At 65.4% G+C, this 22,874-nt stretch carries 21 protein-coding genes; 7 read left to right on the top strand and 14 right to left on the bottom strand.

Translation table 11 applies throughout. The features are described from left to right. Positions 1-101: 101 nt before the first annotated feature. Complete coding sequence (locus tag OC184_RS11030; RefSeq protein ID WP_265507250.1) at positions 102-1,019, top strand: NAD(P)/FAD-dependent oxidoreductase; 918 nt, start codon at positions 102-104, stop codon at positions 1,017-1,019. A 230-nt stretch (positions 1,020-1,249) separates the two neighbouring features. On the opposite strand, the gene guaD is transcribed toward OC184_RS11030, so the two are convergent. From guaD to xdhA, 4 genes are read right to left on the bottom strand one after another with little or no spacing between them, the layout of a single operon-like run. Beyond that, positions 1,250-2,548 carry a guanine deaminase gene (guaD, locus tag OC184_RS11025; RefSeq protein ID WP_265507249.1) on the bottom strand — a complete coding sequence of 433 codons (1,299 nt, stop codon included), beginning with the start codon at positions 2,546-2,548 and terminating at the stop codon, positions 1,250-1,252. Then, the gene (gene xdhC, locus OC184_RS11020) at positions 2,536-3,267 is read right to left on the bottom strand and encodes a xanthine dehydrogenase accessory protein XdhC (protein WP_265507248.1); all 732 of its coding nucleotides are present in this window, start codon (positions 3,265-3,267) and stop codon (positions 2,536-2,538) included. Before xdhC ends, guaD begins: the two co-directional genes overlap by 13 nt. After that, the gene (xdhB, locus tag OC184_RS11015; RefSeq protein ID WP_265507247.1) at positions 3,264-5,573 is read right to left on the bottom strand and encodes a xanthine dehydrogenase molybdopterin binding subunit; all 2,310 of its coding nucleotides are present in this window, start codon (positions 5,571-5,573) and stop codon (positions 3,264-3,266) included. The genes xdhC and xdhB overlap by 4 nt, the downstream gene beginning before the upstream one ends. Positions 5,574-5,576: 3 nt before the next feature. Beyond that, the gene (gene xdhA / locus OC184_RS11010; RefSeq protein ID WP_265507246.1) at positions 5,577-7,025 is read right to left on the bottom strand and encodes a xanthine dehydrogenase small subunit; all 1,449 of its coding nucleotides are present in this window, start codon (positions 7,023-7,025) and stop codon (positions 5,577-5,579) included. A 106-nt stretch (positions 7,026-7,131) separates the two neighbouring features. Here xdhA and OC184_RS11005 point away from each other — a divergent pair, with 106 nt between their 5' ends. Then, entirely contained in the window at positions 7,132-8,025 is an 894-nt protein-coding gene (locus tag OC184_RS11005) for a LysR family transcriptional regulator (RefSeq protein ID WP_265507245.1), read from the top strand. 129 nt (positions 8,026-8,154) lie between these two features. Here OC184_RS11005 and OC184_RS11000 read toward each other — a convergent pair whose 3' ends face one another. Then, positions 8,155-9,408, bottom strand: coding sequence for a urate hydroxylase PuuD (locus OC184_RS11000; RefSeq protein ID WP_378927109.1), 1,254 nt, complete (start codon positions 9,406-9,408; stop codon positions 8,155-8,157). A 1-nt stretch (position 9,409) separates the two neighbouring features. Continuing rightward, positions 9,410-9,763: a hydroxyisourate hydrolase gene (gene uraH, locus OC184_RS10995; protein WP_265507244.1), complete on the bottom strand. Its 354-nt coding sequence runs from the start codon at positions 9,761-9,763 to the stop codon at positions 9,410-9,412. A 212-nt stretch (positions 9,764-9,975) separates the two neighbouring features. On the opposite strand from uraH, the gene bhcR reads away from it, so the two are divergent. Further along, positions 9,976-10,788 carry an HTH-type transcriptional regulator BhcR gene (bhcR, locus tag OC184_RS10990; RefSeq protein WP_265507243.1) on the top strand — a complete coding sequence of 271 codons (813 nt, stop codon included), beginning with the start codon at positions 9,976-9,978 and terminating at the stop codon, positions 10,786-10,788. A 13-nt stretch (positions 10,789-10,801) separates the two neighbouring features. On the opposite strand, the gene OC184_RS10985 is transcribed toward bhcR, so the two are convergent. Beyond that, the gene (locus tag OC184_RS10985) at positions 10,802-12,103 is read right to left on the bottom strand and encodes an NCS2 family permease (protein WP_265507242.1); all 1,302 of its coding nucleotides are present in this window, start codon (positions 12,101-12,103) and stop codon (positions 10,802-10,804) included. Positions 12,104-12,316: 213 nt separating this feature from the next. On the opposite strand from OC184_RS10985, the gene puuE reads away from it, so the two are divergent. Genes puuE through OC184_RS10970 form a run of 3 tightly spaced genes read left to right on the top strand, consistent with a single transcriptional unit; the run spans position 12,317 to position 15,143 of the window. After that, positions 12,317-13,723 carry an allantoinase PuuE gene (puuE, locus tag OC184_RS10980; protein WP_265507241.1) on the top strand — a complete coding sequence of 469 codons (1,407 nt, stop codon included), beginning with the start codon at positions 12,317-12,319 and terminating at the stop codon, positions 13,721-13,723. 26 nt (positions 13,724-13,749) lie between these two features. After that, positions 13,750-14,598: a bifunctional allantoicase/(S)-ureidoglycine aminohydrolase gene (locus OC184_RS10975; RefSeq protein WP_265507270.1), complete on the top strand. Its 849-nt coding sequence runs from the start codon at positions 13,750-13,752 to the stop codon at positions 14,596-14,598. A 56-nt stretch (positions 14,599-14,654) separates the two neighbouring features. Beyond that, positions 14,655-15,143, top strand: coding sequence for a hypothetical protein (locus OC184_RS10970; protein ID WP_265507240.1), 489 nt, complete (start codon positions 14,655-14,657; stop codon positions 15,141-15,143). Positions 15,144-15,147: 4 nt separating this feature from the next. Here the strand turns inward: OC184_RS10970 and OC184_RS10965 are convergent, their stop codons facing one another. Together OC184_RS10965 and OC184_RS10960 are read right to left on the bottom strand one after the other, a co-directional pair. Then, positions 15,148-16,056: a DMT family transporter gene (locus OC184_RS10965; RefSeq protein ID WP_265507239.1), complete on the bottom strand. Its 909-nt coding sequence runs from the start codon at positions 16,054-16,056 to the stop codon at positions 15,148-15,150. A 129-nt stretch (positions 16,057-16,185) separates the two neighbouring features. Beyond that, positions 16,186-16,929, bottom strand: coding sequence for a YebC/PmpR family DNA-binding transcriptional regulator (locus tag OC184_RS10960; protein WP_265507238.1), 744 nt, complete (start codon positions 16,927-16,929; stop codon positions 16,186-16,188). 136 nt (positions 16,930-17,065) lie between these two features. On the opposite strand from OC184_RS10960, the gene OC184_RS10955 reads away from it, so the two are divergent. Next, complete coding sequence (locus OC184_RS10955; RefSeq protein ID WP_265507237.1) at positions 17,066-18,847, top strand: SLC13 family permease; 1,782 nt, start codon at positions 17,066-17,068, stop codon at positions 18,845-18,847. 60 nt (positions 18,848-18,907) lie between these two features. Here OC184_RS10955 and OC184_RS10950 read toward each other — a convergent pair whose 3' ends face one another. The 5 genes from OC184_RS10950 to OC184_RS10930 all read right to left on the bottom strand — a co-directional run. Next, positions 18,908-19,135, bottom strand: coding sequence for a hypothetical protein (locus OC184_RS10950; protein ID WP_265507236.1), 228 nt, complete (start codon positions 19,133-19,135; stop codon positions 18,908-18,910). A 120-nt stretch (positions 19,136-19,255) separates the two neighbouring features. Continuing rightward, positions 19,256-21,040, bottom strand: a complete 1,785-nt coding sequence (locus OC184_RS10945; protein ID WP_265507235.1) for an SLC13 family permease — start codon at positions 21,038-21,040, stop codon at positions 19,256-19,258. A gap of 106 nt (positions 21,041-21,146) precedes the next feature. Beyond that, positions 21,147-21,962 (bottom strand): TIGR00282 family metallophosphoesterase, encoded by an 816-nt coding sequence (locus OC184_RS10940; RefSeq protein WP_265507234.1) that lies wholly within the window; start codon positions 21,960-21,962, stop codon positions 21,147-21,149. 98 nt (positions 21,963-22,060) lie between these two features. Next, positions 22,061-22,267: a cold-shock protein gene (locus OC184_RS10935; protein WP_119887522.1), complete on the bottom strand. Its 207-nt coding sequence runs from the start codon at positions 22,265-22,267 to the stop codon at positions 22,061-22,063. Positions 22,268-22,653: 386 nt separating this feature from the next. After that, the coding region (locus OC184_RS10930; RefSeq protein ID WP_265507233.1) for a hypothetical protein at positions 22,654-22,874 on the bottom strand (221 nt) is incomplete at its 5' end.

Genomic DNA, 22,874 nt, shown 5'->3' with positions numbered 1-22,874 from the left:
ATCCCGCGCGCTGCCGTTTGCCTCTTGACGAGGAACAAAGCGGGTCTGCCGCGGTTCCGGGCAACCCGTGAAAACGGGTATTCAGCTGACTGGGAGAAGCCATGCACCACGACGTCATCATCATCGGCGGAAGCTATTCCGGCATGTCGGCGGCACTGCAACTGCTGCGCGCGCGGCGCGACGTGCTGATCATCGACGCCGGCCGTCCCAGGAACCTCTCGGCCAGCCACGCGCATGCGGTCCTGGGGGGTGACGGCATGGACCGCGAGGCGCTTCATGCCGCAACCCGAGAGCAGCTTTTCCGCTATCCGACCCTCCGTTGGCATGAAGGCGAAGCGACCGAGGTTCGCGGGGCGCAGGATGATTTCCAGGTGACCACGGATGACGGCGTGGCGCACAGGGGGCGGCGGGTCCTGCTGGCGATCGGGGTTTCGGACACCCTGCCCGCCATCCCCGGCATGGCAGAAGAGTGGGGGCGGACGGTGTTTCATTGCCCCTATTGCCACGGATACGAGCTTGATCAGGGGCCTCTGGCCGTCGTCGCTATCGGGGCGCGGTCGCTGGACCAGGTGCACCTTCTGACGGACTGGGGGCCGGTCACCGTGTTCTGCAACCGGGTCTTGTCGCTTGGGCAAGCGGTCAGGGCGGACCTGGTCAAAGCCGGGATCACGATCGAGGAAAGCTGCGTTTCCCATGTGACGCCCGGTTGCGTTCACCTGCAAGACGGCCGCAGCCTTCCTTTCGCGGGGATCTTCACAACCACCGCAACCGCGCCATGCGGAAACCTGGCCCGGATGCTCGGCTGCCAGTTGTCGGAACTGCCGACCGAGCAGTTCATCGTGACGACCGACCGCCGCGAGACCACCGTCCCCGGCGCCTATGCTTGCGGGGACGCGGCACTCCGTCACCACTCCATCAGCCTCGCAATGGCGGATGGAGCCTGGGCCGGTTCACAGATCCACCATGACCTGGTCTCCGCAGGGTGGAGGTCCGGACATAGCCCCAAAAGGCCACTCTAGCAATCAACGATAATCCGACCGCCCTATCGCACCGTCTATAACCGGCAGCGACGTCGCGGGTTGTTCCTGGCACCTTCGAGCGCCTGACGATCCTCCCCGCCGGACGGTCGAAGCTTCAATCGCATCAAGCGTGTTTGGCAGATCAACGTCTTTTCGGCGGACGAGCCGCCGTTGCCAATCCGCCTAGCCAAGGCTGGCGGTGGTTGACGGCTCTGCAGCCCTGCTCAGTTTCATCCGCTCGTATGTTTGCTACCGTTCTTCTGGGCGCGACCCGCTACGTAGGTTTGGGCGATCGCGCGGTCATCGCCCATGATCTGCAGAATGAACAGCTCCTCGGACAAGGTTTCGGCGCGTTCGGCCCGAAGTGCCATCGCGGGAGTCGCATGGACATCCAGCACCACCATATCGGCTGCGCTGCCGGGGGCGAGGGTGCCGATCTCGGCCTCCATGCCCAAGGCCAAGGCGTTGCCGCGCGTGGCCCAGTGGAACGCTGCCAGCGGGTGCAGCTTCTGACCGCGCATCTGCAGGATCTTGTAGCCCTCGTTCAGGGTCTGCAGCATCGACCAGCTGGTGCCGCCGCCGACATCGGACGCGATGCCACTGGTGATGCCCGCCGCCCTCAACCCGTCGCCATCGAAAAGCCCAGACCCGAGGAACAGGTTTGAAGTCGGACAAAAGACGGCGCGGCTGCCGGTTTCTGCCATGCGGGCGATTTCGCGCGGCTCCAGGTGGATCGAGTGGCCCAGCAGCGTACGCGGACCGAGAAGGCCGTAATGGTCGTAGATATCCAGATAATCCCGCGCCTTGGGATAAAGGCTGAGCGTATAGTCGATCTCGTCCCGGTTCTCGGACAGGTGGGTCTGAAGGTGGCAGCCGGGATGTTCACGAACCAGCGCTCCGGCCATCTCCAGCTGCTCGGGCGAGGACGTGATCGCGAAGCGTGGCGTGATCGCGTAACGCTGACGGCCTGTGCCATGCCATGACGCGATCAGCTTTTTGCTGTCGTCATAGGACGATTGCGGGGTGTCGTGGACCGCGGGAATGGCATTGCGGTCCATCATCACCTTGCCGGCCACCATCGCCATATCGCGGGCATGGGCGGCGCTGAAAAGTGCCTCGGCGCTGGTTCTGTGGCTTGAACAGAAGGCGACGGCCGTCGTCGTTCCATGCGCGGTCAGCTGGTCGAGGAAGCGGCCCGCCATGTGCGTGGCATGAGCAGGGTCAGCGAACTCCGCCTCGGCCGGGAACGTGTATGTGTTCAGCCAGTCCAGCAACTGCGAGCCCCAACTGGCGATGACCTGCAGCTGCGGAAAATGGATATGCGGGTCGATGAAGCCCGGCATGATCAGGTGCGGGCGGTGGTCGATTTCCTGCAGGCCCTCACGCGTCAGGTCGGCATGATCGCCCACGGCCAAGATGCGGCCGTCCTCGATCAGGACGGCGCCGTTCTCGTGATAGCGGTGGCTCCGGTCCGTGTCGGACGGGTCGGCGAAGAAGTCGAGGACGCGGCCCCGGATCAGCTGTTGCATGGGTATTTTTTCAAAGAAGAAGATGTGAGGCGCGCCATAAGTTCGGCAGCGGTGAAGGCGGCGATGATCTCGGGGCGCTTGTCACGCGAAAAGCCCGCGCCGATGGGACAGGTCAGCGGCGTCGGGTCGATCCCTCGGTCTCGCACAAAGCGGGTGAACTGCGCTCGTTTCGTGGCGCTGCCGATCATGCCGATGTAGGCGAGGTCCGTGCGGCTCAGCGCCTCGGCGGCCAAGAGGAAATCAAGGGCGTGGTCATGGGTCAGGATGACGACGCTGCTGCCCGGCTGGGCGGCGCGGATCTCGGCCTCGGGCAATGCCGTCAGGCGGGTCGGGCCGGTTGCGCGGGCCAGTTCCTCGGGGCGGCTGTCGATCAGCAGCGCGTTCACCGGCAACGGCTGCAGGGCCCGGGCCAGCGCCCGGCCCACATGGCCCGCCCCGAAGATCAGCACGTCGGGATTGGCATCCGGCATCGGCGCGTGACGGTCCAGCGACAGGACCACGCGCCCGCCGCAGCATTGGCCAATCTCGGGGCCGAGGGGGATGTCCATCCGCGCCTCGGCTTCTCCGCGCGCCAGCATCTGGCGGGCGCGGTCGATGGCCATGTATTCCAGCTGCCCGCCGCCAATCGTGCCCTGCGTACCGTCCGGGGTCACGATCATCTCGGCCCCCGCTTCGCGCGGAGTTGAGCCGCGCGCGGATATGACCCTGACGCGGATCATCCGCGCAGCCGCTCTATCGCCATCAGGACGCGCTCCGGCGTCGCGGGCGCGTCCAGCCGCGCGGGTTCGCGATAGTCAGCGACCGAGGCGACCGCCATGTTGATTGCCTCGAACACGCTGATGCCCAGCATGAAGGGCGGTTCGCCGACAGCTTTCGACCGCTTGATGGTGCGCTCGGCCGCCTCCGACCAGTCGGTCAGCTTGACGTTGAAGATGCGCGGCCGGTCGCTGGCCAGCGGCACCTTGTAGGTCGAGGGCGCGTGAGTCCGCAGCCGTCCCCCTGCGTCCCACCAAAGTTCCTCGGTCGTCAGCCAGCCGGTGCCCTGGACGAAGGCGCCTTCGACCTGGCCCTTGTCGATGGCCGGGTTGAGGCTGCGGCCCACATCGTGCAGGACGTCGGCCCGGTCAATGACGTATTCGCCGGTCAGCGTGTCGACTGTCACCTCGGACACCGCCGCGCCGTAGGCATAGTAGTAGAACGGCCGACCCTTGCCGGTCGCGCGGTCCCAATGGATCTTTGGCGTCTTGTAGAAGCCCGCTGCCGAGAGGTGGATGCGCGCCATGTAAGCGGCCTTGATGACCTCGGTGAAAGGGATCTGGTGGTCGCCCGCCCGGATATGGCCGGGCACGAAGGTCACGGCGTCGGGCGGCACTTGCCAGCGTTCGGCCACGAATTCGACCAGCCTGGCCTTGATCTGCTCGGCCGCGTCCAGCGCCGCCATGCCGTTCAGGTCAGTCCCCGACGATGCCGCCGTGGCTGAGGTGTTCGGCACCTTCTCCGTCGTCGTCCGGGTGATCTTGATGCGCTTGATGTCGCACTGGAACGCCTCGGCCACGACTTGGGCGACCTTGGTGTTCAGCCCCTGCCCCATCTCGGTCCCGCCATGGTTCAGCATGACCGAGCCGTCGGAGTAGATGTGGACCAGCGCCCCAGCCTGGTTGAACCAGGTGGCGGTGAAGCTGATCCCGAACTTGACCGGCGTCAGCGCGATGCCCTTGCGGATCACGCCGCCCTCAGCGTTCCAGTCCAGCACGGCCTGCCTGCGGGCCTTGTAGTCGCTGCTGGCCTCCAGCTCATCCAGGATGCGCGGCAGGATCTGGTCGTTGACCTCCTGGTGGTAGGGGGTCAGCTGGCCGTTTTCGTAAAGGTTGCGGCGCCGCACCTCCAGCGGGTCGAGGCCGAGGGCATAGGCGATCTCCTCGATCATCCGTTCGGCCACGATGACGCCCTGCGGTCCGCCGAAACCCCGGAAGGCGGTGTTGCTGACCGTGTTCGTCTTCATCGGGTGGCTGCTGACGCGCACGTCGGGATAAAAATAGGCGTTGTCGGCGTGAAACAGCGCCCGGTCCGTCACCGGTCCCGACAGGTCAGCCGAGAAGCCGCAGCGGGCATACCAGTCGCCCTCGACCGCCCGAATGCGGCCATCGTCGTCGAAGCCCACCGCGTAATCGACCACGAAATCGTGACGCTTTCCGGTGGCGATCATGTCGTCGTCGCGGTCGGGGCGGATCTTGACCGCCCGGTTCCAGCGCTTGGCCGCCAGCGCGGCGACGCAGGCGAACAGGTTCATCTGCGTTTCCTTGCCGCCGAAGCCCCCACCCATGCGCCGCACGTTCACCACGACCGAATGGCTGGGCACCTTCAGGACATGGGCGACCATGTGCTGAACCTCTGACGGGTGCTGTGTCGAGACGTTGACGACAACATCCTCGTCCTCGCCCGGCAGGGCCATGGCGATCTGCCCTTCCAGGTAGAAGTGGTCCTGACCGCCGATGACGAAACGTCCCTCGATCCGGCGGGGCGCGCGGGCCATCGCGGTGGGCGCATCGCCGCGCCGCAGGGTCAGCGGGTCGGTGACATAGCCCATGCCGGCATCCCGCGCGGCAATGGGGTCTAGCGCATGGGGCAGCGGATCATAGTCGATGCGCGCGTTGTGCGCCGCGCGGCGCGCCTGGTCGCGGGTTTCGGCTATGACGGCGAAGATCGGCTGGCCCCAAAACTGCACCAGCCCGTCGGCAAAGATCGGGTCGTCGTTCTTTCCGTTGGGCGAGACGTCGTTCACCCCCGGAATGTCGTCGGCCGTCAGAACGCCCAGCACGCCTGGGCTGGCGAGGGTGTCGGCAAAGTCCATGCCGGTGATGCGGCCATGCGCGCATTGCGACAGGCCCAAATAGGCGTGGGCCAGATTCGAGGGTGCTGCCAGGTCGTCGGTATAATCCGCGCGCCCGGTGACGTGCTTGATGGCGCTGTCATGCGCCGTGTCCTGATGGGCCAGGCCCCCGATGGCGTTTGCATCGTCTTTCATCGCCTAAGCCCCCACTGCCTGGCGCAATCGCACGGGAACGCCGGTTTCCGACTGTTCCAGCCAGAAGCGGCGGAACAGGTTACGCGCAACGGTCGCGCGGTATTCGGCGCTGGCCCGCATGTCCGTCAGCGGCTGGAAGTCGTCGGCCACGGCCCGGGCGGCTGCCTCGAACGCGGCTTCGGCAAAGGGCCGGCCTTGCAGTGCGGCCTCGGCGGCGCGGGCACGGCGGAGTGTGGCGGCCATGCCGCCGAACGCCACGCGCGCCTCTCTAATCGTGCCGCCCTCGACGGTTACGCAAAAGCCCGCCGCGGCGGCGCTGATATCGCTGTCGCGGCGCTTGCTGATCTTGTAGGCCGCGATGCGCGCCTCCGGCCGCGTCGGGATCAGGACCTGCTCCACGAATTCTCCGGGCTGGCGGTCCTGCTTGCCGTAGTCGATGAAGAAATCCTCCAGCGACAGTTCGCGGCGCGTGTCGCCCCGTCGCAGAACGATCCGCGCACCAAGCGCGATCAGCAGCGGCGGCGTATCCCCGATGGGCGAGCCGTTGGCGATGTTCGCGCCGATCGTGCCCATGTTGCGGACCTGCCATCCGCCGATCCGCAGCCAGTAATCCTGCGCTGCAGGAATGTGGCGGGCGATCAGCGGCGCGGCCTCTGAATAGGTCACGCCCGCGCCGAGGCGGATCATGTCGCCCTCGACCGTCATGTCCTTCATCAGATGCCCGATGAAGACGGCGGGGCTGATGTCACGCATGAACTTCGTGACCCAAAGACCCACATCGGTCGCCCCGGCAACCAGCGTGGCGCCCGGCTCCTCGGCCAGAAGCCGCGCCAGGTCGTCGGCGTCGGCGGGGATCAGCGCGCGGTCGGCGCCGCGCGCAAGAGAAACGCGGCCGCCCCGCATGCCGGCCAGGCGCGCGGCCACCACCTGACGCTCGCGCGTCAGCGCGTCCTGCGTCTGGCCTCCTGCGGCGCCGGCGGCCAAGGCGGCCTTGATAATCGGCTCGTATCCCGTGCAGCGGCAGATGTTGCCTTGAAGCGCGGTCTCGATGGCCTCGGCATCAGCCGAAGGATTGCCCATCCACAGGCCATAGAGCGCCATGACGATGCCCGGCGTGCAGAAGCCGCATTGGCTTCCGTGATGTTCGACCATGGCCGTCTGGATCGGGTGCAGGCCGCCGTCCGGGCCGCGCAGATGCTCGATGGTCACCACATGCGTGGCGTGGCACGATGCCAGCAGGCGGATGCAGGCGTTCACCGGCTCATAAATCAAGCCCCCGGTCGTCAGCCGGCCGACCAGTACGGTGCAGGCGCCGCAGTCGCCTTCGGCGCAACCTTCCTTGGTGCCCGTCAGGCGACGCGCCAGGCGCAGGTGATCGAGAAGCGTGTCCGAGGCCCCGACCTCGGTCAGGGCGATCTCGGTATCGTTCAGCAGAAACCGAAGCTGGGTCATGAATGTCCTTCCTGGCCGTCAGCGGATGCTAGGCCCGAAATAGCGGTTGCGAAATCGGCCGCGTTCTAGAAGACTTTACACGAAACGTTGAAAGCCGACCATCACCATGTCCTATCTGGAAAGCCTGCGCGTCTTCGTGCGCGTGGTCGAACTTGGCTCGATCACCGCCGGAGGCAGGGATCTGCGCCTTTCGCCGGCAGTTGCCTCGAATCGCATCAAGGATCTTGAAAATCGCTTCGGCCTGCGCCTGCTGAACCGCACCACGCGCAAGCTGACCACAACCGAGATCGGCCGCGCCTTCTATGACCACGCCCGCCGCGTAATCGAGACGCTGGACGAGGCCGAGGCCCTGGTCAGCAGCTTTTCCGGCAAGCCGCAGGGCGTGATCCGCCTGACCGCACCTCTGGGGCTGGGCCGGCGCTTGATCGCACCCCTGATCCCACCATTCTGCAAGGAAAACCTGGGCGTCGAGATCCGACTGCGCCTGTCGGACCGCAACGTCAACATCGTCGAGGATGCGATCGACCTGGCCTTCTTCCTGGGCCAGCCGGCCGACTCAGCCCTGACTTGGCGCAAGATCGGTGACTGCCCCCGTGTGCTGGTCGCCTCGCCCGCCTATCTGGCCGCGACGGGAACACCCGGCACGCCGGACGACCTGGCCCGGCACAATTGCCTGCTGTTGAGATATCCCCGCAGCCCAGAATACTTCTGGACGCTGCAGACGCCTGATGGGCCGCGCAAGATGATGGTGTCGGGCCGCTTCGATACCGATGACGGAGAGGTGCTGACCGAATGGGCAATGTCCGGACACGGCATCGCCAACCGCCCACGCTACGAAGTCGCCGAGGCACTGGCTGACGGCCGCCTTGTGCAGGTCCTTCCCGATCACCCGCCGCTCGAAGCGCAGTTCGGCTGCCTCACGCCGCATCGCCGGCTGCAGGACCCCAAGGTGAGGATGTTTGCGGAATATGCGGTGCGCGAATTGCGTCCGGTGTTCTAACCGGGCAACGCAACGGAGGGCTCGTGCAGTTCCGGCGTACAGCCTGATCTTCAGTTTGATGCAATTTGGGAAACCTGGTGCCGTCTCCTCACGGCAGGGGCTCAGGCTACAGTGGCGCCGCCTGACACTTCACAGCCCGGCCATGCCCCACGCGCCGACCTGGCGGAACCAGCGCAGGATCTGGTCGCGCTCGCCGTCCTCCATCCCGGTGATGTTGGCCGGGGGCATCGCGTCGGTCAGGCCCGCCTGGACATAGATCTCGCGCGCGGCGCGGGCGATGTCCGAAGGCGTCTCCAGCAGGACGCCCTTGGGGGCATGGTGGATGCCGTCCCATACGGGCTCTCGGGCATGGCACATCGAGCAGCGGCCGATGACGGTCCGCGACACCTCGTCGAAACCCTTGGCCTCGGCGAAACGCGCCTCGGACGGCGTCAGCGGGCGGGCCATCGCCTGATCATAGCTGTCGCGGTTCAGCCCGAGTGCCGACAGCCACATGATGCCGATGAACAGCAGGACCGTCACCGCCCAGGTCCACCACAACTGCCCCTTGCGGGCATGCATGGTGTTGAAGAAATGCCGGATCGTCACGCCCATCAGGAAGATTAGCGCCGCGATCAGCCAGTTCCACTGGCTGGCGAAGGCCAGCGGATAGTGGTTCGACAACATCAGGAAGACGACCGGTAGCGTCAGGTAGTTGTTGTGTGTCGACCGGAGCTTGGCGATCTTGCCGTACTTCGGGTCGGGCGCCCTGCCTGCTTTCAGATCAGCCACGACGACGCGCTGGTTCGGCATGATGATCAGGAACACATTGGCGGTCATGATCGTCGCCGTGAACGCCCCCAGGTGCAGCAGCGCGGCACGCCCCGTGAACACCTGATCATACCCCCAGCCCATCACGACCAGCGCCATGAACAGCAGCAGCGTCAGCACCGTGGGCCGGTTGCCCAGTGGCGACTTGCACAGCCCGTCATAGATCAGCCAGCCGATGGCCAGCGACCCGCCAGAGACAATGATCGCCTGCCAGATCGCCAGATCAGCCTTGGCGGGGTCGATCAGGAACAGGTTCGCGCCCGCCCAATAGGTGACCATCAGCAGCGCCGCCCCTGACAGCCAGGTCGAATAGCTTTCCCATTTGAACCAGGTCAGATGCTCGGGCATCCGTTCCGGCGCAACCAGGTATTTCTGGATGTGGTAGAACCCGCCGCCGTGGACCTGCCATTCCTCTCCGTGTGCACCCTTCGGCAGATGCGCGGCCTTCTGCAGCCCCAGGTCCAGCGCGATGAAGTAGAAGGATGACCCGATCCAGGCGATGGCAGTGATGACATGGGTCCAGCGGACGGCGAAGGCCAGCCACTCCCACAGGATGACGGTATCGGGAATCATCTCAGCTGCCCCGATAGGTGGAATAGCCGAAGGGCGAGACGAGCAGCGGGACGTGGTAGTGATCGTCCTGCGATATCCCAAAGCGGATCGGGATCACATCCAGGAAACGCGGACTTTCGGGCGCGATGCCGGTGGCGTCCATCCAGGCGCCGGCGTGGAATTCCAGCTCATACGTTCCGGTGGCGAAATCGGTGTCCGGCAGGATCTGACGATCGGTCCGGCCATCGGCGTTCGTGACCATCCGGGCCAGTTCGCTGCGGCCGTCGCCCGACAGGCGGTGCAGAACGACCTCCATCCCCTCGGCCGGGCGGCCGCGGGCGGTGTCCAGAACATGGGTCGTCAGAAAGCCCGGCATCGTCGCTCCTTCCTTGTCACTTTGCTTCTTGTGATACCCGATCCGCGCGCAGGGGCGAGGCGAAAGGCCCGCAAGGCAGTCTATAGATTTCGTACATAATCAAGTGGTGCAGTGAAGATGCATCCTGCGCCTTGTGGTCCGCACCGCATCTTTTTCCTTGTGCCCGCTGATTTTACCGGCAGACACGATGCAACTAGAACGGAGGGAGAAACATGGCCGATCCGACCCGCCGCCGTGGCCGACCACGCAAGGCGCTGCCCGACGCGCCCGGTACCGTGCAGGCCCTGGACCGCGCGCTGGATCTTCTGGACCTGCTGGCGGCCCAGCCCGGCCTGACCCTGTCAGAGGTGGCCGAACGCACCGGCCAGCCGGCCTCGAGCGTCCATCGCGTCCTGCATACGCTGGCCACACGGGGCATGGTCGAGAGCGATATGACCACGCAGGCCTGGAACATCGGCCCGACTGCCTTCCGGCTTGGGTCGGCCTTCATGCGCCGATCGGGGATCATCGAACGCGCCCGCCCGATCATGCGCCAGCTGATGGAGCATACGGGCGAGACCGCTAACCTGGGCATCCTGCAGGGGGACGCCGTCCTGTTCGTGAGCCAGGTCGAGACACAAGAGACGATCCGCGCCTTCTTCCCGCCCGGGACCCGGTCGCCGCTGCATGCCTCGGGCATCGGCAAAGCGCTCTTGGCCTTTGGCCGTGCCACCGCGGTGGATGCGCTGCTGGACCGGAACGCGCTGGAGCGGTTCACCGACCGCACACTGGCCGATCCGCACGCGCTGCGCGACGACCTTGCCCGCATCCGCCATCGCGGCTTTTCGTTCGATGACGAGGAACGCACCCGCGGCATGCGCTGCATCGCGGCCCCCGTCTTCGACATCGGCGGGGAAGCGGTGGCCGGCATTTCGGTCAGTGGGCCGTCGCACCGCATCGCGCCAGAACATGTCAAGACGTTGGGCGCGGTCGTGGTCGCGGCAGCCGCGGCCCTGACCGAGGCGATGGGCGGTCAGATCAACTGACCGCCCACCCCGACTAGTGCGCGCCGTAAAGCGCGTATTTCGTGACGAACAGCGCCGCGATCAGCCAGGTTGCGGCATGGACCTCGGACGCGCGCCCCGTCAGCAGCTTGATGACGGCATAGCTGATGAAGCCGAAGGCCAGGCCGTTCGCGATGGAATAGGTCAGCGGCATCGCGATGGCGGTCAGGACTGATGGCGCAGCCTCGGTCACGTCGTCCCAAGTGACCTCGGACAGCTCGCGCACCATCAGCGTCGCCACGTAGAGAAGCGCGGGCGCCGTCGCATAGACCGGCACCGACCCGGCCAGCGGCGCAAAGAACATCGCCGCCAGGAACAGAAGGCCCACCACGACTGCCGTCAGCCCCGTGCGGCCTCCAGCCTGAACGCCCGAGGCGCTTTCGACATAGGCGGTGGTCGATGACGTCCCCAACAGCGCGCCCGCCGTGATGGCGGTCGAATCGGCCATCAGCGCGCGGCCCAGGTTCGGGTTGCGATGCGTCGGCCCCTCGGTCAGCAGACCCGCGCGCTTGGCCACACCAATCAGCGTGCCGGTGGCGTCGAAGACCTCAACCAGGACCATGACCAGCACCACCTGGAAGATGCCGACGGTCAGCGCGCCCGCCAGGTCCAGCTGCAGAAAGGTCGGCGCGATGGACGGCGGCATGGACATGAGGCCGCCGAAGCTGCTGACGCCCAGCAGGATTGCCACCACAGTGACGACCAGGATGCCGATCAGGATTGCGCCCGTTACCCGCAGCGCGTCCAGCGCCACGATCAGGAAGAACCCGCCGATGGTCAGCAGCGTGCCCGTCTGCGTCAGATCGCCAAGCGCCACCAGCGTTGCGGGGCTGTCGACCACGATCCCCGATCCCTGCAGCGCGATGATCGCCAGGAACAGCCCGATACCCGCGGCAATGGCGCTGCGCATCGATGCCGGGATGCCGGCGATCAGCCAGCGGCGGATGCCGGTTACGGACAGGAACAGGAAGATCAGGCCGCTGATCAGAACCGCGCCCAGGGCCTGCTGCCAGGTGAAACCCATCACGCCGACCACGGTGAAGGCGAAGAATGCGTTCAGCCCCATCCCCGGCGCCATGCCGATGGGCCAGTTGGCCCAAAGCCCCATGATCAGCGATCCGACCGCAGCCGCCAGGCACGTGGCCACGAACACCGCGTCCCGGTCCATGCCTGTCGTCGAGAGGATGTCCGGGTTCACGAAGATGATGTAGGCCATCGTCAGGAAGGTGGTCAGGCCGGCGATCAGCTCGGTCCTGATGCTGCTGCCCTTCTCGGACAGCTTGAAGAAGTTGTTCATTCTGTTCCCTCACTCGGCCGTCAAGCCGCCCTGCGGCGCAGGTTGGGCGCAGCCTGCACGCTCTGCAACCGCCGGGCCGGCCACAAGTCTTTCAACACATCATTGAAAGGGCATCGGATATTTGTCGATTCGTTGATACAGAATTCGGCGCCTGCCCGCTTGCCCGCGCGCCCGTATGGGGCTTTGGTGACGCGGCGACAACAGGAGGGCTCCATGCGCTACAGCCGCGATTTGCGAGGATATGGCGAAACCACACCCGATCCGCAATGGCCCGGCGGCGCCCGGATCGCGGTGCAGATCGTCGTCAACTACGAAGAGGGCGGCGAGAACAGCATCGAGCATGGCGATACCGCCTCCGAGGCGTTCCTGTCCGAAATCATCGGCGCCCAGCCCTGGCCCGGCAAGCGCCATTGGAACATGGAATCCATCTATGACTATGGCGCGCGGTCGGGCTTCTGGCGGTTGCACCGCCTGCTGCGCGACATCCCCGTCACCGTCTATGGCGTCGCCACCGCACTTGAGCGTAGCCCTGAACAGGTCGCGGCCATGCAGGACGCCCGATGGGAGATCGCGACCCACGGGCTGAAGTGGATCGACTATCGCGACGTCCCGCGCGAGGTCGAGGCTGAACACATCGCCCGTGCCATCGAACTGCACCGACAGCTGACCGGCGACAGGCCGCGCGGCTTCTACCAAGGGCGCACCTCGATGAACACGGTCGAGCTGGGTTGCGAGGAAGGCGGCTTCGAATACCTGGCCGACACCATCGCCGACGACCTGCCCTATTGGCACGTCCACAAGGGCCGCCCGCAGCTGATGGTGCCCTATACGATGGACGCCAACGACATGCGCTTTTCCAGCGGCCAGGGTTTCGGGACCGGGGTCGAGTTCTTCGACTATCTCCGCGACAGCTTCGACGTCCTCTATTCCGAAGGCGCGGCGGGTGCGCCCAAGATGATGTCCATCGGCCTGCATTGCCGCCTGGCCGGACGGCCCGGCCGCGCGATGGCCATCCAGCGATTCCTGGACCATGCCCGCGCGCATGAGGGCGTGTGGTTTGCCAGCCGCCTGGACATCGCGCGCCACTGGGCCGCGACCCACCCGTTCAAGCCGCGCCAGCGTCCCTCGCAGATGGAGCGGGACGAGTTCGTGGACCGCTTCGGCGGCATCTTCGAACATTCGCCCTTCATTGCCGAACGGGTGTGGGACGCGGAAATGGGCGCGGTCCATGACAGCGCGACGGGTCTTGCCGCCCGCATGGCGCAGATGTTCCGTGCTGCCGGCGATGGCGAACGGCTGGAGGTCCTGCGCGCACACCCGGATCTGGCGGGCAAGCTGGCACAGGCGCGGCGGCTGACGGCCGACAGCACGGCCGAGCAAACCAGCGCGGGCCTCGACGCCCTGACGGATGCCGAGCGGGCCGAGTTCACGCGCCTGAACGACGCCTATGTCGACAAGCACGGCTTTCCCTTCATCATCGCGGTGCGCGACCATGACAAGGCGGGCATCATGTCCGCCATGCAGACGCGCCTGCAGAACGATACCGCGACCGAGCGTGCCACCGCCGAGGCCCAGGTCATCCGCATTGCCCAGCTTCGCCTGCAGGAGGCCCTGAAGTGACCGACCGCCCGCCCCACGACGCGCCGATGGGCGACATCCCCGTCACCCGCACCGGCCCCTATGCCGGCCCCGTGGCGGGCCTGCCACCACAGACCGGCATGACGACCGACACCGCCGTCTTCACCGAGGCCTACGCCGTGATCCCGCGGACGGTGATGCGCGATATCGTGACATCGTATCTGCCCGGCTGGACCGGCATGCGCATGTGGATGCTGGCGCGTCCGCTGACGGGATTCGCGGAAACCTTCAGCCAGTACATCGTGGAACTGGCCGAGGGCGGCGGCAGCGACGCCCCGGACGACGACCCCGAGGTTCAGCACGCGATCTTCGTCACCGGCGGCGACCTCGAAGTTGTGATCGGCAAAGACCGTCACAAGCTGACGCCGGGTGGTTTCGCCTATGTCCCGGCAGGAATGCCATGGCAGGTCCGCAACCACGGCGGTGGCGCGGCAGGTTTCCACTGGTGGCGCAAGCGCTGGCAGCCGGCGGCCGGCGTGGACACGCCCGATCCCATCGTCGCACAGGAACAGGACATGGCGCCGTCGATGATGCCCGACACGGACGGCGCATGGGGCACGACGCGCTTCATGGACCCGGCCGACCTGCGCCACGACATGCATATCACCGTAGTCAGCTTCCAACCCGGCGGCTCGATCCCGTTCGCGGAAACGCACGTGATGGAGCACGGCCTGTTCGTGCTGGAAGGAAAGGCCGTCTACCGCCTGAACCGCGACTGGGTCGAGGTCGGACCGGGCGACTATATGTGGTTGCGCGCCTTCTGCCCGCAGGCCTGCTATGCCGGCGGACCGGGGCGGTTCCGCTACCTCCTCTACAAGGACGTGAACCGCCACGCGCCGCTCTGGCCGAATCGTTGAGGCGGGAACCCCCAACCCGGAGGACGGTTGATCCTGAACCCTCCGGAGCCTCCCCTATGACACGTCAGATCACCCTCGCCGCCCTTGCCTTTTTGCTGGTCCCGCCGATGGCCCATGCACAGGATGACGCGGCCCAGGTCGCACCTTATCTGGACGACCGTTCGACGCCCGAGCGGGTGGTCTCGTCCCTCTACAACGCCATCGACCGCAAGGAATACCTGCGCGCCCACAGCTATTATGCCTCAGACGCCGCACCCGAGTTCGAGCCCTTCCGCGACGGCTATGCCAACACCGAAAGCGTGCGACTGAGGAGCGGAGAGGTTCTGTCCGAAGGTGCGGCCGGGACGATCCACTCGGCCGTTCCCGTGGCCATCGAGGCCACTACCGGCGACGGCGTCACCGTCTATGCGGGCTGCTATCGCCTGAGCCAGGTCCAGCCCGCAGCGCAGGAGCTGCCGCCGTTTCGGCCGATCCAGATCACCGAAGGCACGTTGGAGGAAACGACCCACAGCTTCGACGAAGCGATGGGCACCTGCAGCGAGTGACTCCTCACAGCTTGGCGGCGGTCACCGCAGGTGTCTGCGTCCGCGCGCGCTGCCGCGCCTCGCGCCAGGTGATGTAGGTGATCGCCCCGATCATCAGGCCGCCGCCGATGATGACCCATCCGTCCAGAGGCTCGGAAAACACAAACATGCCCACGAGGCTTGCCCAGACCAGCTGCAGGAAGGTGATCGGCTGCGTCACGGTCAGCGGGGCCGCCGCGAAGGCCCGCGTCATCGTGTAGTGGCCCGCGGTGGCGAAGACCGCCACCAGTCCCAGGGCGGCCACTTGACCGGCGGTTGGCGGTACCCACTGCGCCCAAGCCAGCGGGGCTAGGCCGATTGAGACGACCAGCGACATCATCGCGACGACAACCGCCGCAGGCGCGCGACCCGACAGCCGTGCGGCGACCAAGTAGGATGACCCGAACGCGATAGCGGCCAGCACCTGCGACAGGTGCCCTGGGTCCAACGGCCGCAGCCCCGGCCGAAGGACGATCAACGCCCCGATCAGGGCGACGCACACGGCGGCGATCCGCCGGCCAGCCAGCTTTTCGCCCAGGAATAGCGCCGCCCCGACCGTGACGATGATCGGATTGAGAAACCCGATCGCGGTCACCTCGGCGATGGTGATGCGGGACATGGCGTAGAACCATGCCACGACCGCGACGATGTGAAGGGCGCCCCGCAGCGCGAAAAGTCCCCAGACTTGCACTGGAAATCCGCGCCGCAACGCCGGCCAGGCCACCGGAAGCAGGAAGATAAGGCCGAACAGGAAGCGGATGAAGGCCGCCTGCGCTGCCGGAACTGCGCCTTCAAGCCCGCGGACGACGGTGTTGACGCCCACGAAGCAGAAGCCGGTCGCCAGCATCCACCCGATGCCGGCCAGATCCCGACGTGTTTGTGACTCGAACTGCATGATCTGCAAGTGACGTGTTTCCGCCGGCAGGGCAAGCCGTCCTGCAGCCCGCAAGAAACCGGTCCGCAGGTGTTGCAGCCCGGTCGCAACTGTTCGCGCTCAAGGACGGAAAAAGAATTACACTGCTGGTCAGAGGTTTGCGGCAACTTCCTCGGTCAGGTCGAAGTTTCCGGTGACGTTCTGGACGTCGTCGTCGTCTTCCAGTGTGTCAATCAGCTTCATCAGCTTCTGCGCAGTCTCGACGTCGGTGATTTCGGTCGGCGCCTGCGGCTTCCAGATCAGCTTCGCCGTCTCGGATTCGCCCAAGCTCGCCTCGAGTGCGGTCGACACCTCATTCAGGTCGGTGTCGGCGCAATAGATCCAGTGCCCCTCGTCATCCGTCTCGACGTCGCTGGCGCCGGCCTCGATGGCGGCCATCATCACCGTGTCCGCGTCGCCGGCCGACAGCGGGTACATGATCTCTCCGACCCGGTCGAACATGAAGCTGACCGACCCAGTCTGCCCCATGTCGCCGCCCGACTTGGTGAAATAGCTGCGCACGTTCGACGCGGTGCGGTTGCGGTTGTCGGTCATCGCCTCGACCACCAGGGCAATCCCGTTCGGGCCATAGCCCTCATAACGGATCTCCTCATAGGTTTCGGCGTCGCCCCCCAGGGACTTCTTGATCGCGCGGTCGATCACGTCCTTGGGGACGGACTTCGACTTGGCCTCCTTGACCGCCAGCCGCAGCCGCGGGTTCTTTTCAGGATCGGGATCGCCCATCTTGGCGGCGACGGTGATCTCTTTCGCCAGCTTGGAAAACAGCTTCGACCGGGCGGCGTCCTGCCTGCCCTTGCGATGCTGGATGTTGGCCCATTTGGAATGACCTGCCATGTCCGGTCGTCCTTCGCAGTTCCGGTAAAGGTATCGCGCGCTTTTAGTCCACTGAAGGCCACCATCGCAAGACGAACCCTCAGGGGTCGTCAGGCGTTCGGGACTGACGCGGCAGGGCGCCGCGAACAGGGACATGATGACCACACCGCAAATCCTGCTGTTCGGCCTTCTGGGCACGATGATCGTTCTGATGCTCTGGGGCCGGTGGCGATACGACCTGGTGGCGTTTGCCGGCCTGATGGTGGCGGTTCTGATCGGCCTCGTTCCGAAAGAACAGGCGTTCTACGGCTTCGGCAACCCGACCACTGTGATCGTCGCGCTGGTGCTGATCGCGACGGCGGGGCTGACCCGATCCGGCGCCGTGTCACGCCTGACGCGTGTCATGGCGACGCGGTCGCGCGGGACCAGCGCCCACATCGGTCTGTTCGGGGCGGTCGGTGGACTGCTGTCCGGCTTCATGAACAACATCGCGGCGCTGGCGATGTTGATGCCGGTCGACATCCAGACCGCGCGCAAGACCGGACGGGCGCCGGGCCTCACGCTGATGCCGCTGGCCTTCGCCACGATCCTGGGCGGAATGCTGACGCTGATTGGCACGCCGCCGAATCTGATCGTGTCGGGCTTTCGCAGCGAGGTCCTGGGCCAGCCTTACCGCATGTTCGACTTCCTGCCTGTGGGGGGTGCTGTGGCCGTGGCGGGCATCGCGTTCATCGCGCTGATCGGGTGGCGGCTGATCCCCCGACGCGACAGATCCGAGGAGGCAGGCGATACCGGTGGCCCCCAACGGCGCTACTTTGCGCTGCTGGTCGTGACCGAGGCCAGCCTGAAAAGCGCCCGCCGCGTCTCTGACGCGCGCGAGGAAGCGGCCCGCGCTTCGGTGCGTATTGTCGGCGTCAGTCGCCGCGGTCAGGAAATGACCGGAAAGCTGGACGAACAACTGTTGGAAGACGGGGACGTGCTGATCCTGCGCGCCGATCCGGCGGCTCTGGACGAGTTCCGCTCGACATCCGACCTGTCATTTCCGGACGGCCGGAACGAGCCGCGCGCCAGAAAAGACAGCGAGGGCCAGCACTTGGTTGAGTGTCTGGTTCCGGCCGCGTCGGAACTGGCCGGCAGGTCCGTCAGGTCGTTCGGCATGATGAATCGCCATGACGGCGTCCTGATCGGGTTGCGCCGCCGTGGCGTTGCGCTGCGGCGCAACCTGCCACTGCAGGTGTTGGAGCCGGGCGACATGCTGCTGATGCTGATGCCCGAAAGCCGGACCGAGGAGACCATCCAGGCGACCGGGCTTCTGCGGCTGGATGGCGGCAGCCTGCCCGTCCAGCGAGAGCGGCACATGAAGTCCGCGGTCGCGCTGTTCGTCTTGGCCGTTATCGCGACCGCGTTCGAGGTGACGACCATGCCCATCGCGCTTGGCTGCGTGATCGTGGCCTATACCCTTGTCGGCGTGCTGTCGGTGCATGACCTCTACAAGCATGTCGACTGGCCGGTGATCGTGCTTCTGGGGTCGATGATCCCGCTGGGGCTGGCGCTGGACCAGACCGGCGGTTCTGCCCTGATTGCACAAGGGCTGGCACGGTTGACGCAGGGCTATCCCGCCTGGGCCGCGCTGGTCGTGTTGATGGGCGCCACAATGATGCTGTCGGATGTGCTGAACAACAACGCGACCACGATCATCGCCGCCCCGGTCAGCATCCGGTTGGCCGAGGCGCTGCAGGTCCAGCCGGACGCCTTCCTGATGGGCGTGGCCGTCGCAGCTTCCTGCGCGTTCCTGACCCCCATCGGGCACCAGAACAACACCCTGATCCTGGGACCCGGCAACTATCGCTTTGGCGACTACTGGCGGATGGGCCTGCCGCTGGAATTCATCGTGATGATGGTCTCGGTCCCCATCCTGCTGATCGTCTGGCCTCTGTAGCTGAAACGACAAGCGCGGCCCTGGCAGGGGCCGCGACAGTCGCAGGCAGCGGCGGGCAGATCAGACGGCAGCCGAGGCGCCCAGGATGCGGCGGATTTCACCCTCGCGGGTCAGGCCGCGGGCGGCCAGTTCGGCATCCGACACGGTGCTCAGGCGGTTCAGGGCGCGCATCTGCGGGCTGGCTTCGGCCAGCGCCACCATGAAGTGGCCGATGGCGCGGAACGGAGCAAGCAGCGCGGCGATCGAAAAACCGGCGGACTTGTGATGAGAAGTTGCGATAGTCGCCATTTGGAAACTCCTTGGTTATCCTAAGTCGTTTCCTCCCCTGCGCTCTAGATCGCTCCTCTGCGTCCCGATCTCAACCGCCGATGCTGCATGGCAGCATTGCATCTGCGGCAACGAGGTAAATCAAGGGTTAAGGGGCCAGACCACCGGGATCAGCACTGATGCCACAACGGCCATCAACAGGTTCAGCGGCAGGCCCACCTTGATGAAGTCGCTGAAGCGATAGCCTCCCGGTCCATAGACCAGCGTATTCGTCTGATAACCGATCGGCGTGGCGAAACTGGCCGATGCGCCCATCATGACGGCGATCACCAATGGCCGCGGATCGACACCAAGCGAGGTCCCTAGACTGATCGCGACCGGCGTGACGATGACTGCGACGGCGTTGTTCGTCACCGTCTCGGTCAGCGTGGTGGCCAGCAGATAGACTGCCAGAACCAGCGCCCAGGGGGGCAGAGACATCATCCAGGGCGAGACCTGGTCCACGACCAGCTGCACCGCGCCGCTGTTGTCCAGCCCGGCGCCGACCGCCAGCATGGCAAAGATCAACGCCATCAGGCGGCCATCGACGAAGGACAGCGCCTCGTCGGCGTCGATGCAGCGGGTGCCCAGCACGACCGCGACGCCGATGAAGGCCAGGAGCAGGATCGGCGCGATCTCAAATGCCGACAGGACGATCACACCCAGCAGCGTCGCCACGACGATCGGCGCGTGCTTGCGGCGATAAGCCCGGTCGGATGGCGCGTTCACCTCGACCATGTCCATGTCGCGGGCCAGGCGCTGAATGTCAGCGGGCGCCCCCTCCAGCAGCAGCGTGTCGCCCACACGCACGACAAGGTCGTCCAGCTGCCGCCCGATGTTCTGGTTCTTGCGATGCGCGGCCAGCACATAGACGCCATAGCGGCGGCGCAGGCGCATCGATCCCAGGGAGCGCCCGACCATATGGCATCCCGGCGTGATCAGCACCTCGACCGTTGATGTCTGGACGGAGCTCAGCTTGTCCACCATCCGCAGCTCTTTGTGGGACTGCAGGCCCAGAACTTCGGACATCGGGGTTCGCAGGACGACGCGGTCGCCCTCCTCGAGCTGGACCGAGGCGAGGTCGCGGCGAAGAGAGGCGTCGCCACGCAGGACGTCGATCACGCGGGCGCTGTCGCGGGCGAAGATATCGACCTCATCAAGACCCTTGCCGATCAGGGAAGATCCTTCAGGAATAGCGACTTCAGTAAAGAACTTCATCTTGCTTCGACCTGTCAGCAACTGTGACATCGAGTCCCGGTCGGGCAGCAGTCGCGGCGCGAAGATCAGCAGATACATCACGCCGACAATGGCCATTGGAAGACCGATCCAGGTGATCTCGAAGATGGTGAAATGCTCCATCCCCGAAGCGCGGGCGACGCCATCAACCAGAAGGTTGGTCGACGTGCCGATCAGCGTCATTGTCCCGCCCAGAATTGACAGGTAGGACAGCGGAATCAGCAGCTTAGACGGCGACTTTCCCATCTCCTTGGCCAGCTGCATGAAGATCGGCATCATCACCACGACCAGCGGCGTGTTGTTCACGAAGGCCGACAGCCCGCAAACGAGGATGGATACCGTCGCCAGCGTCAGCGCGGGATGATCGCCCGCGTGGCGTGCGGCGCGCTGGCCGATCCAATCCAGCGCCCCGGTCCTGACCAGCCCGCCGACGATGATGAACATGAAGGCGATGGTCCAGGGGGCCGAGTTCGACAGCACGCCCGCGATGGCGTCCACGTCCAGTATGCCAAGCGACAGCAGCGTCACGGCACCCAAGATCGCGGTCACTTCGGGGGGATAGCTCTCGCGGATGAACAGCGTCAGCATCGCGATGATGATGAAGATCGTCACCACCGCACCGGTCATGCCGGTCAATTCAAATCCGAACATTCATCACTCGATCTTGGTCGGGGGGATGTTCCCTTGGCGCGGATACTGCGCCGGAAAAGCGCCCTGCCGCAAGCGGAGTTCGCGCGCCTCCGATCCGGCGGCAATCTCAGGCCGGGTGCGTCTGCGCCAGACGGCCGCCGTCGCGGACCGGCTCGATCAAGGTCGCAAGGCCGGTCCTGTCGTCCGTCTGCACCAGGACGCCGCAGATGGTCGCCTCGCCCTCGGCCGGGGTGAAGCGGTCGCGCGACATGCCGGTGATAAAGCGACGCATCGGCTCGGCCTTCTCCATGCCGATGACGCTGTCATAGTCGCCGCACATGCCGGCGTCAGACAGATAGCCCGTGCCACGCGGAAGCACCTGTGCATCGCCGGTCGGCACGTGGGTATGGGTCCCGACCACCAGGCTGGCGCGGCCGTCGCAGAAATGTCCGACGGCCATCTTCTCGCTCGTGGCCTCGGCATGGATGTCGACGACGGCGGCCTGAACCATGCCGCCCGGCGGATGCGCGCGCAGCACCGCATCCAACGCCGAGAACGGGTCGTCGTAGGGTCGCGACATGAACACCTGACCCAAGGCCTGAGTGATCAGGGCCTTGCGGCCGCGTGCATCGCTGACGATCGCATGTCCGCGGCCCGGAGCCTCTTTCGCGAAATTCAGCGGGCGGACGATTCGCGGCTCCTTGTCGATGAAGGCGATCATGTCCTTCTGGTCGAAGGCATGGTCACCAAGGGTCAGGGCGTCGGCCCCGGACTCCAGCAGAAGCTGTGCATGTCCGGCGGTCGCACCGCGCCCGCCGCTGGCGTTTTCGGCATTCACGATGACGAGGTCGGCCTTCAGTCGCGCCCGGAGGGCGGCCAGCCGTTCGGTAATCGCGCGCCGTCCGGCGCGACCCATGACGTCGCCAAGAAAGAGGATCTTCATGCCGCTCTGTTACGCCACTGCCTTCTGCGCCTCAAGCGCGACCATGAAAAAAGGGCCGCCCGCTCGGGCAGCCCTTTCGAGACGCATCAGGCGTCGGCTCAGACGAACTGGACGTTCGTGGCCGATTCGCGACCGTCGCGGCCGCGCTCCAGCTCATAGGTCACCTTCTGGCCGTCGGCCGGGGCCGAAAGGCCCGCGCGCTCGAGCGCCGAGATGTGCAGGAACACGTCCTGACGACCGCCTTCCGGTTGAATGAAGCCGAAGCCTTTGGTGCTGTTGAACCATTTCACGGTGCCGTTGGCCATCGTGAGATCTCCTGTCTAGTAATCCACCCGCGGGATGCAGTGGCTTGGCGCAGTCAGATTAACAAAGCAGACTGAAGCGAGACGCAGACAGGATGCAGAGAATATAACGTAGCCCCGTTAACCTAAGGCGAGGTCAATCCTAATGCAAGGGGCGATGGTGCCGGCTGAGGGATTTGAACTCTTATCTTACCTACTTTCGTAAGCAGATGCGGGTTGGATCGCCGTAATTGCTCAACCCGTGCGGCCTGAAGCTCTTGGATTGCCAGTGGCACGAATGTGTGTCGGGATACATGTTCACGCCCTGCAGGCCGCACGTGGCTTGAGCGAGCTGTCGCCCCCCAGCGGGACGATTGAACCGCCGTTCTTAGTAGCTGAGACCTCCTGCATCACAGTCTAAACCAAAACATGATCAAGACACTTCCCGGGATCGGTCTTTGCTTGCTTGCTGCAGGACGCAATGAAACCGGAACTTGCTGTTGATCATGCCTGACGTTGCCCCCTCCGCCTAGTCCAGTTTGAGATAGACTCTGGCCCAACCGATAGGACCAGAGATGAAGCGCAGCAGGTTCACTGAAGATCAGATCATCGGCATTCTGAAGGAGCACGA

It is taken from the genome of Paracoccus rhizosphaerae (assembly GCF_026162645.1).
GTDB classification, from domain to species: domain Bacteria; phylum Pseudomonadota; class Alphaproteobacteria; order Rhodobacterales; family Rhodobacteraceae; genus Paracoccus; species Paracoccus rhizosphaerae.
The sequence above is the reverse complement of the archived record's forward strand: the minus strand, read 5'-3'. Positions and strand labels throughout refer to the sequence as shown.

Coding starts and splice junctions, on each gene's coding strand:
- OC184_RS11030 (WP_265507250.1), top strand. CDS start 102: ATGCACCACGACGTCATCATCATCGGCGGAAGCTATTCCGGCATGTCG.
- guaD (WP_265507249.1), bottom strand. CDS start 2,548: ATGCAACAGCTGATCCGGGGCCGCGTCCTCGACTTCTTCGCCGACCCG.
- xdhC (WP_265507248.1), bottom strand. CDS start 3,267: ATGATCCGCGTCAGGGTCATATCCGCGCGCGGCTCAACTCCGCGCGAA.
- xdhB (WP_265507247.1), bottom strand. CDS start 5,573: ATGAAAGACGATGCAAACGCCATCGGGGGCCTGGCCCATCAGGACACG.
- xdhA (WP_265507246.1), bottom strand. CDS start 7,025: ATGACCCAGCTTCGGTTTCTGCTGAACGATACCGAGATCGCCCTGACC.
- OC184_RS11005 (WP_265507245.1), top strand. CDS start 7,132: ATGTCCTATCTGGAAAGCCTGCGCGTCTTCGTGCGCGTGGTCGAACTT.
- OC184_RS11000 (WP_378927109.1), bottom strand. CDS start 9,408: ATGATTCCCGATACCGTCATCCTGTGGGAGTGGCTGGCCTTCGCCGTC.
- uraH (WP_265507244.1), bottom strand. CDS start 9,763: ATGCCGGGCTTTCTGACGACCCATGTTCTGGACACCGCCCGCGGCCGC.
- bhcR (WP_265507243.1), top strand. CDS start 9,976: ATGGCCGATCCGACCCGCCGCCGTGGCCGACCACGCAAGGCGCTGCCC.
- OC184_RS10985 (WP_265507242.1), bottom strand. CDS start 12,103: ATGAACAACTTCTTCAAGCTGTCCGAGAAGGGCAGCAGCATCAGGACC.
- puuE (WP_265507241.1), top strand. CDS start 12,317: ATGCGCTACAGCCGCGATTTGCGAGGATATGGCGAAACCACACCCGAT.
- OC184_RS10975 (WP_265507270.1), top strand. CDS start 13,750: ATGGGCGACATCCCCGTCACCCGCACCGGCCCCTATGCCGGCCCCGTG.
- OC184_RS10970 (WP_265507240.1), top strand. CDS start 14,655: ATGACACGTCAGATCACCCTCGCCGCCCTTGCCTTTTTGCTGGTCCCG.
- OC184_RS10965 (WP_265507239.1), bottom strand. CDS start 16,056: ATGCAGTTCGAGTCACAAACACGTCGGGATCTGGCCGGCATCGGGTGG.
- OC184_RS10960 (WP_265507238.1), bottom strand. CDS start 16,929: ATGGCAGGTCATTCCAAATGGGCCAACATCCAGCATCGCAAGGGCAGG.
- OC184_RS10955 (WP_265507237.1), top strand. CDS start 17,066: ATGACCACACCGCAAATCCTGCTGTTCGGCCTTCTGGGCACGATGATC.
- OC184_RS10950 (WP_265507236.1), bottom strand. CDS start 19,135: ATGGCGACTATCGCAACTTCTCATCACAAGTCCGCCGGTTTTTCGATC.
- OC184_RS10945 (WP_265507235.1), bottom strand. CDS start 21,040: ATGTTCGGATTTGAATTGACCGGCATGACCGGTGCGGTGGTGACGATC.
- OC184_RS10940 (WP_265507234.1), bottom strand. CDS start 21,962: ATGAAGATCCTCTTTCTTGGCGACGTCATGGGTCGCGCCGGACGGCGC.
- OC184_RS10935 (WP_119887522.1), bottom strand. CDS start 22,267: ATGGCCAACGGCACCGTGAAATGGTTCAACAGCACCAAAGGCTTCGGC.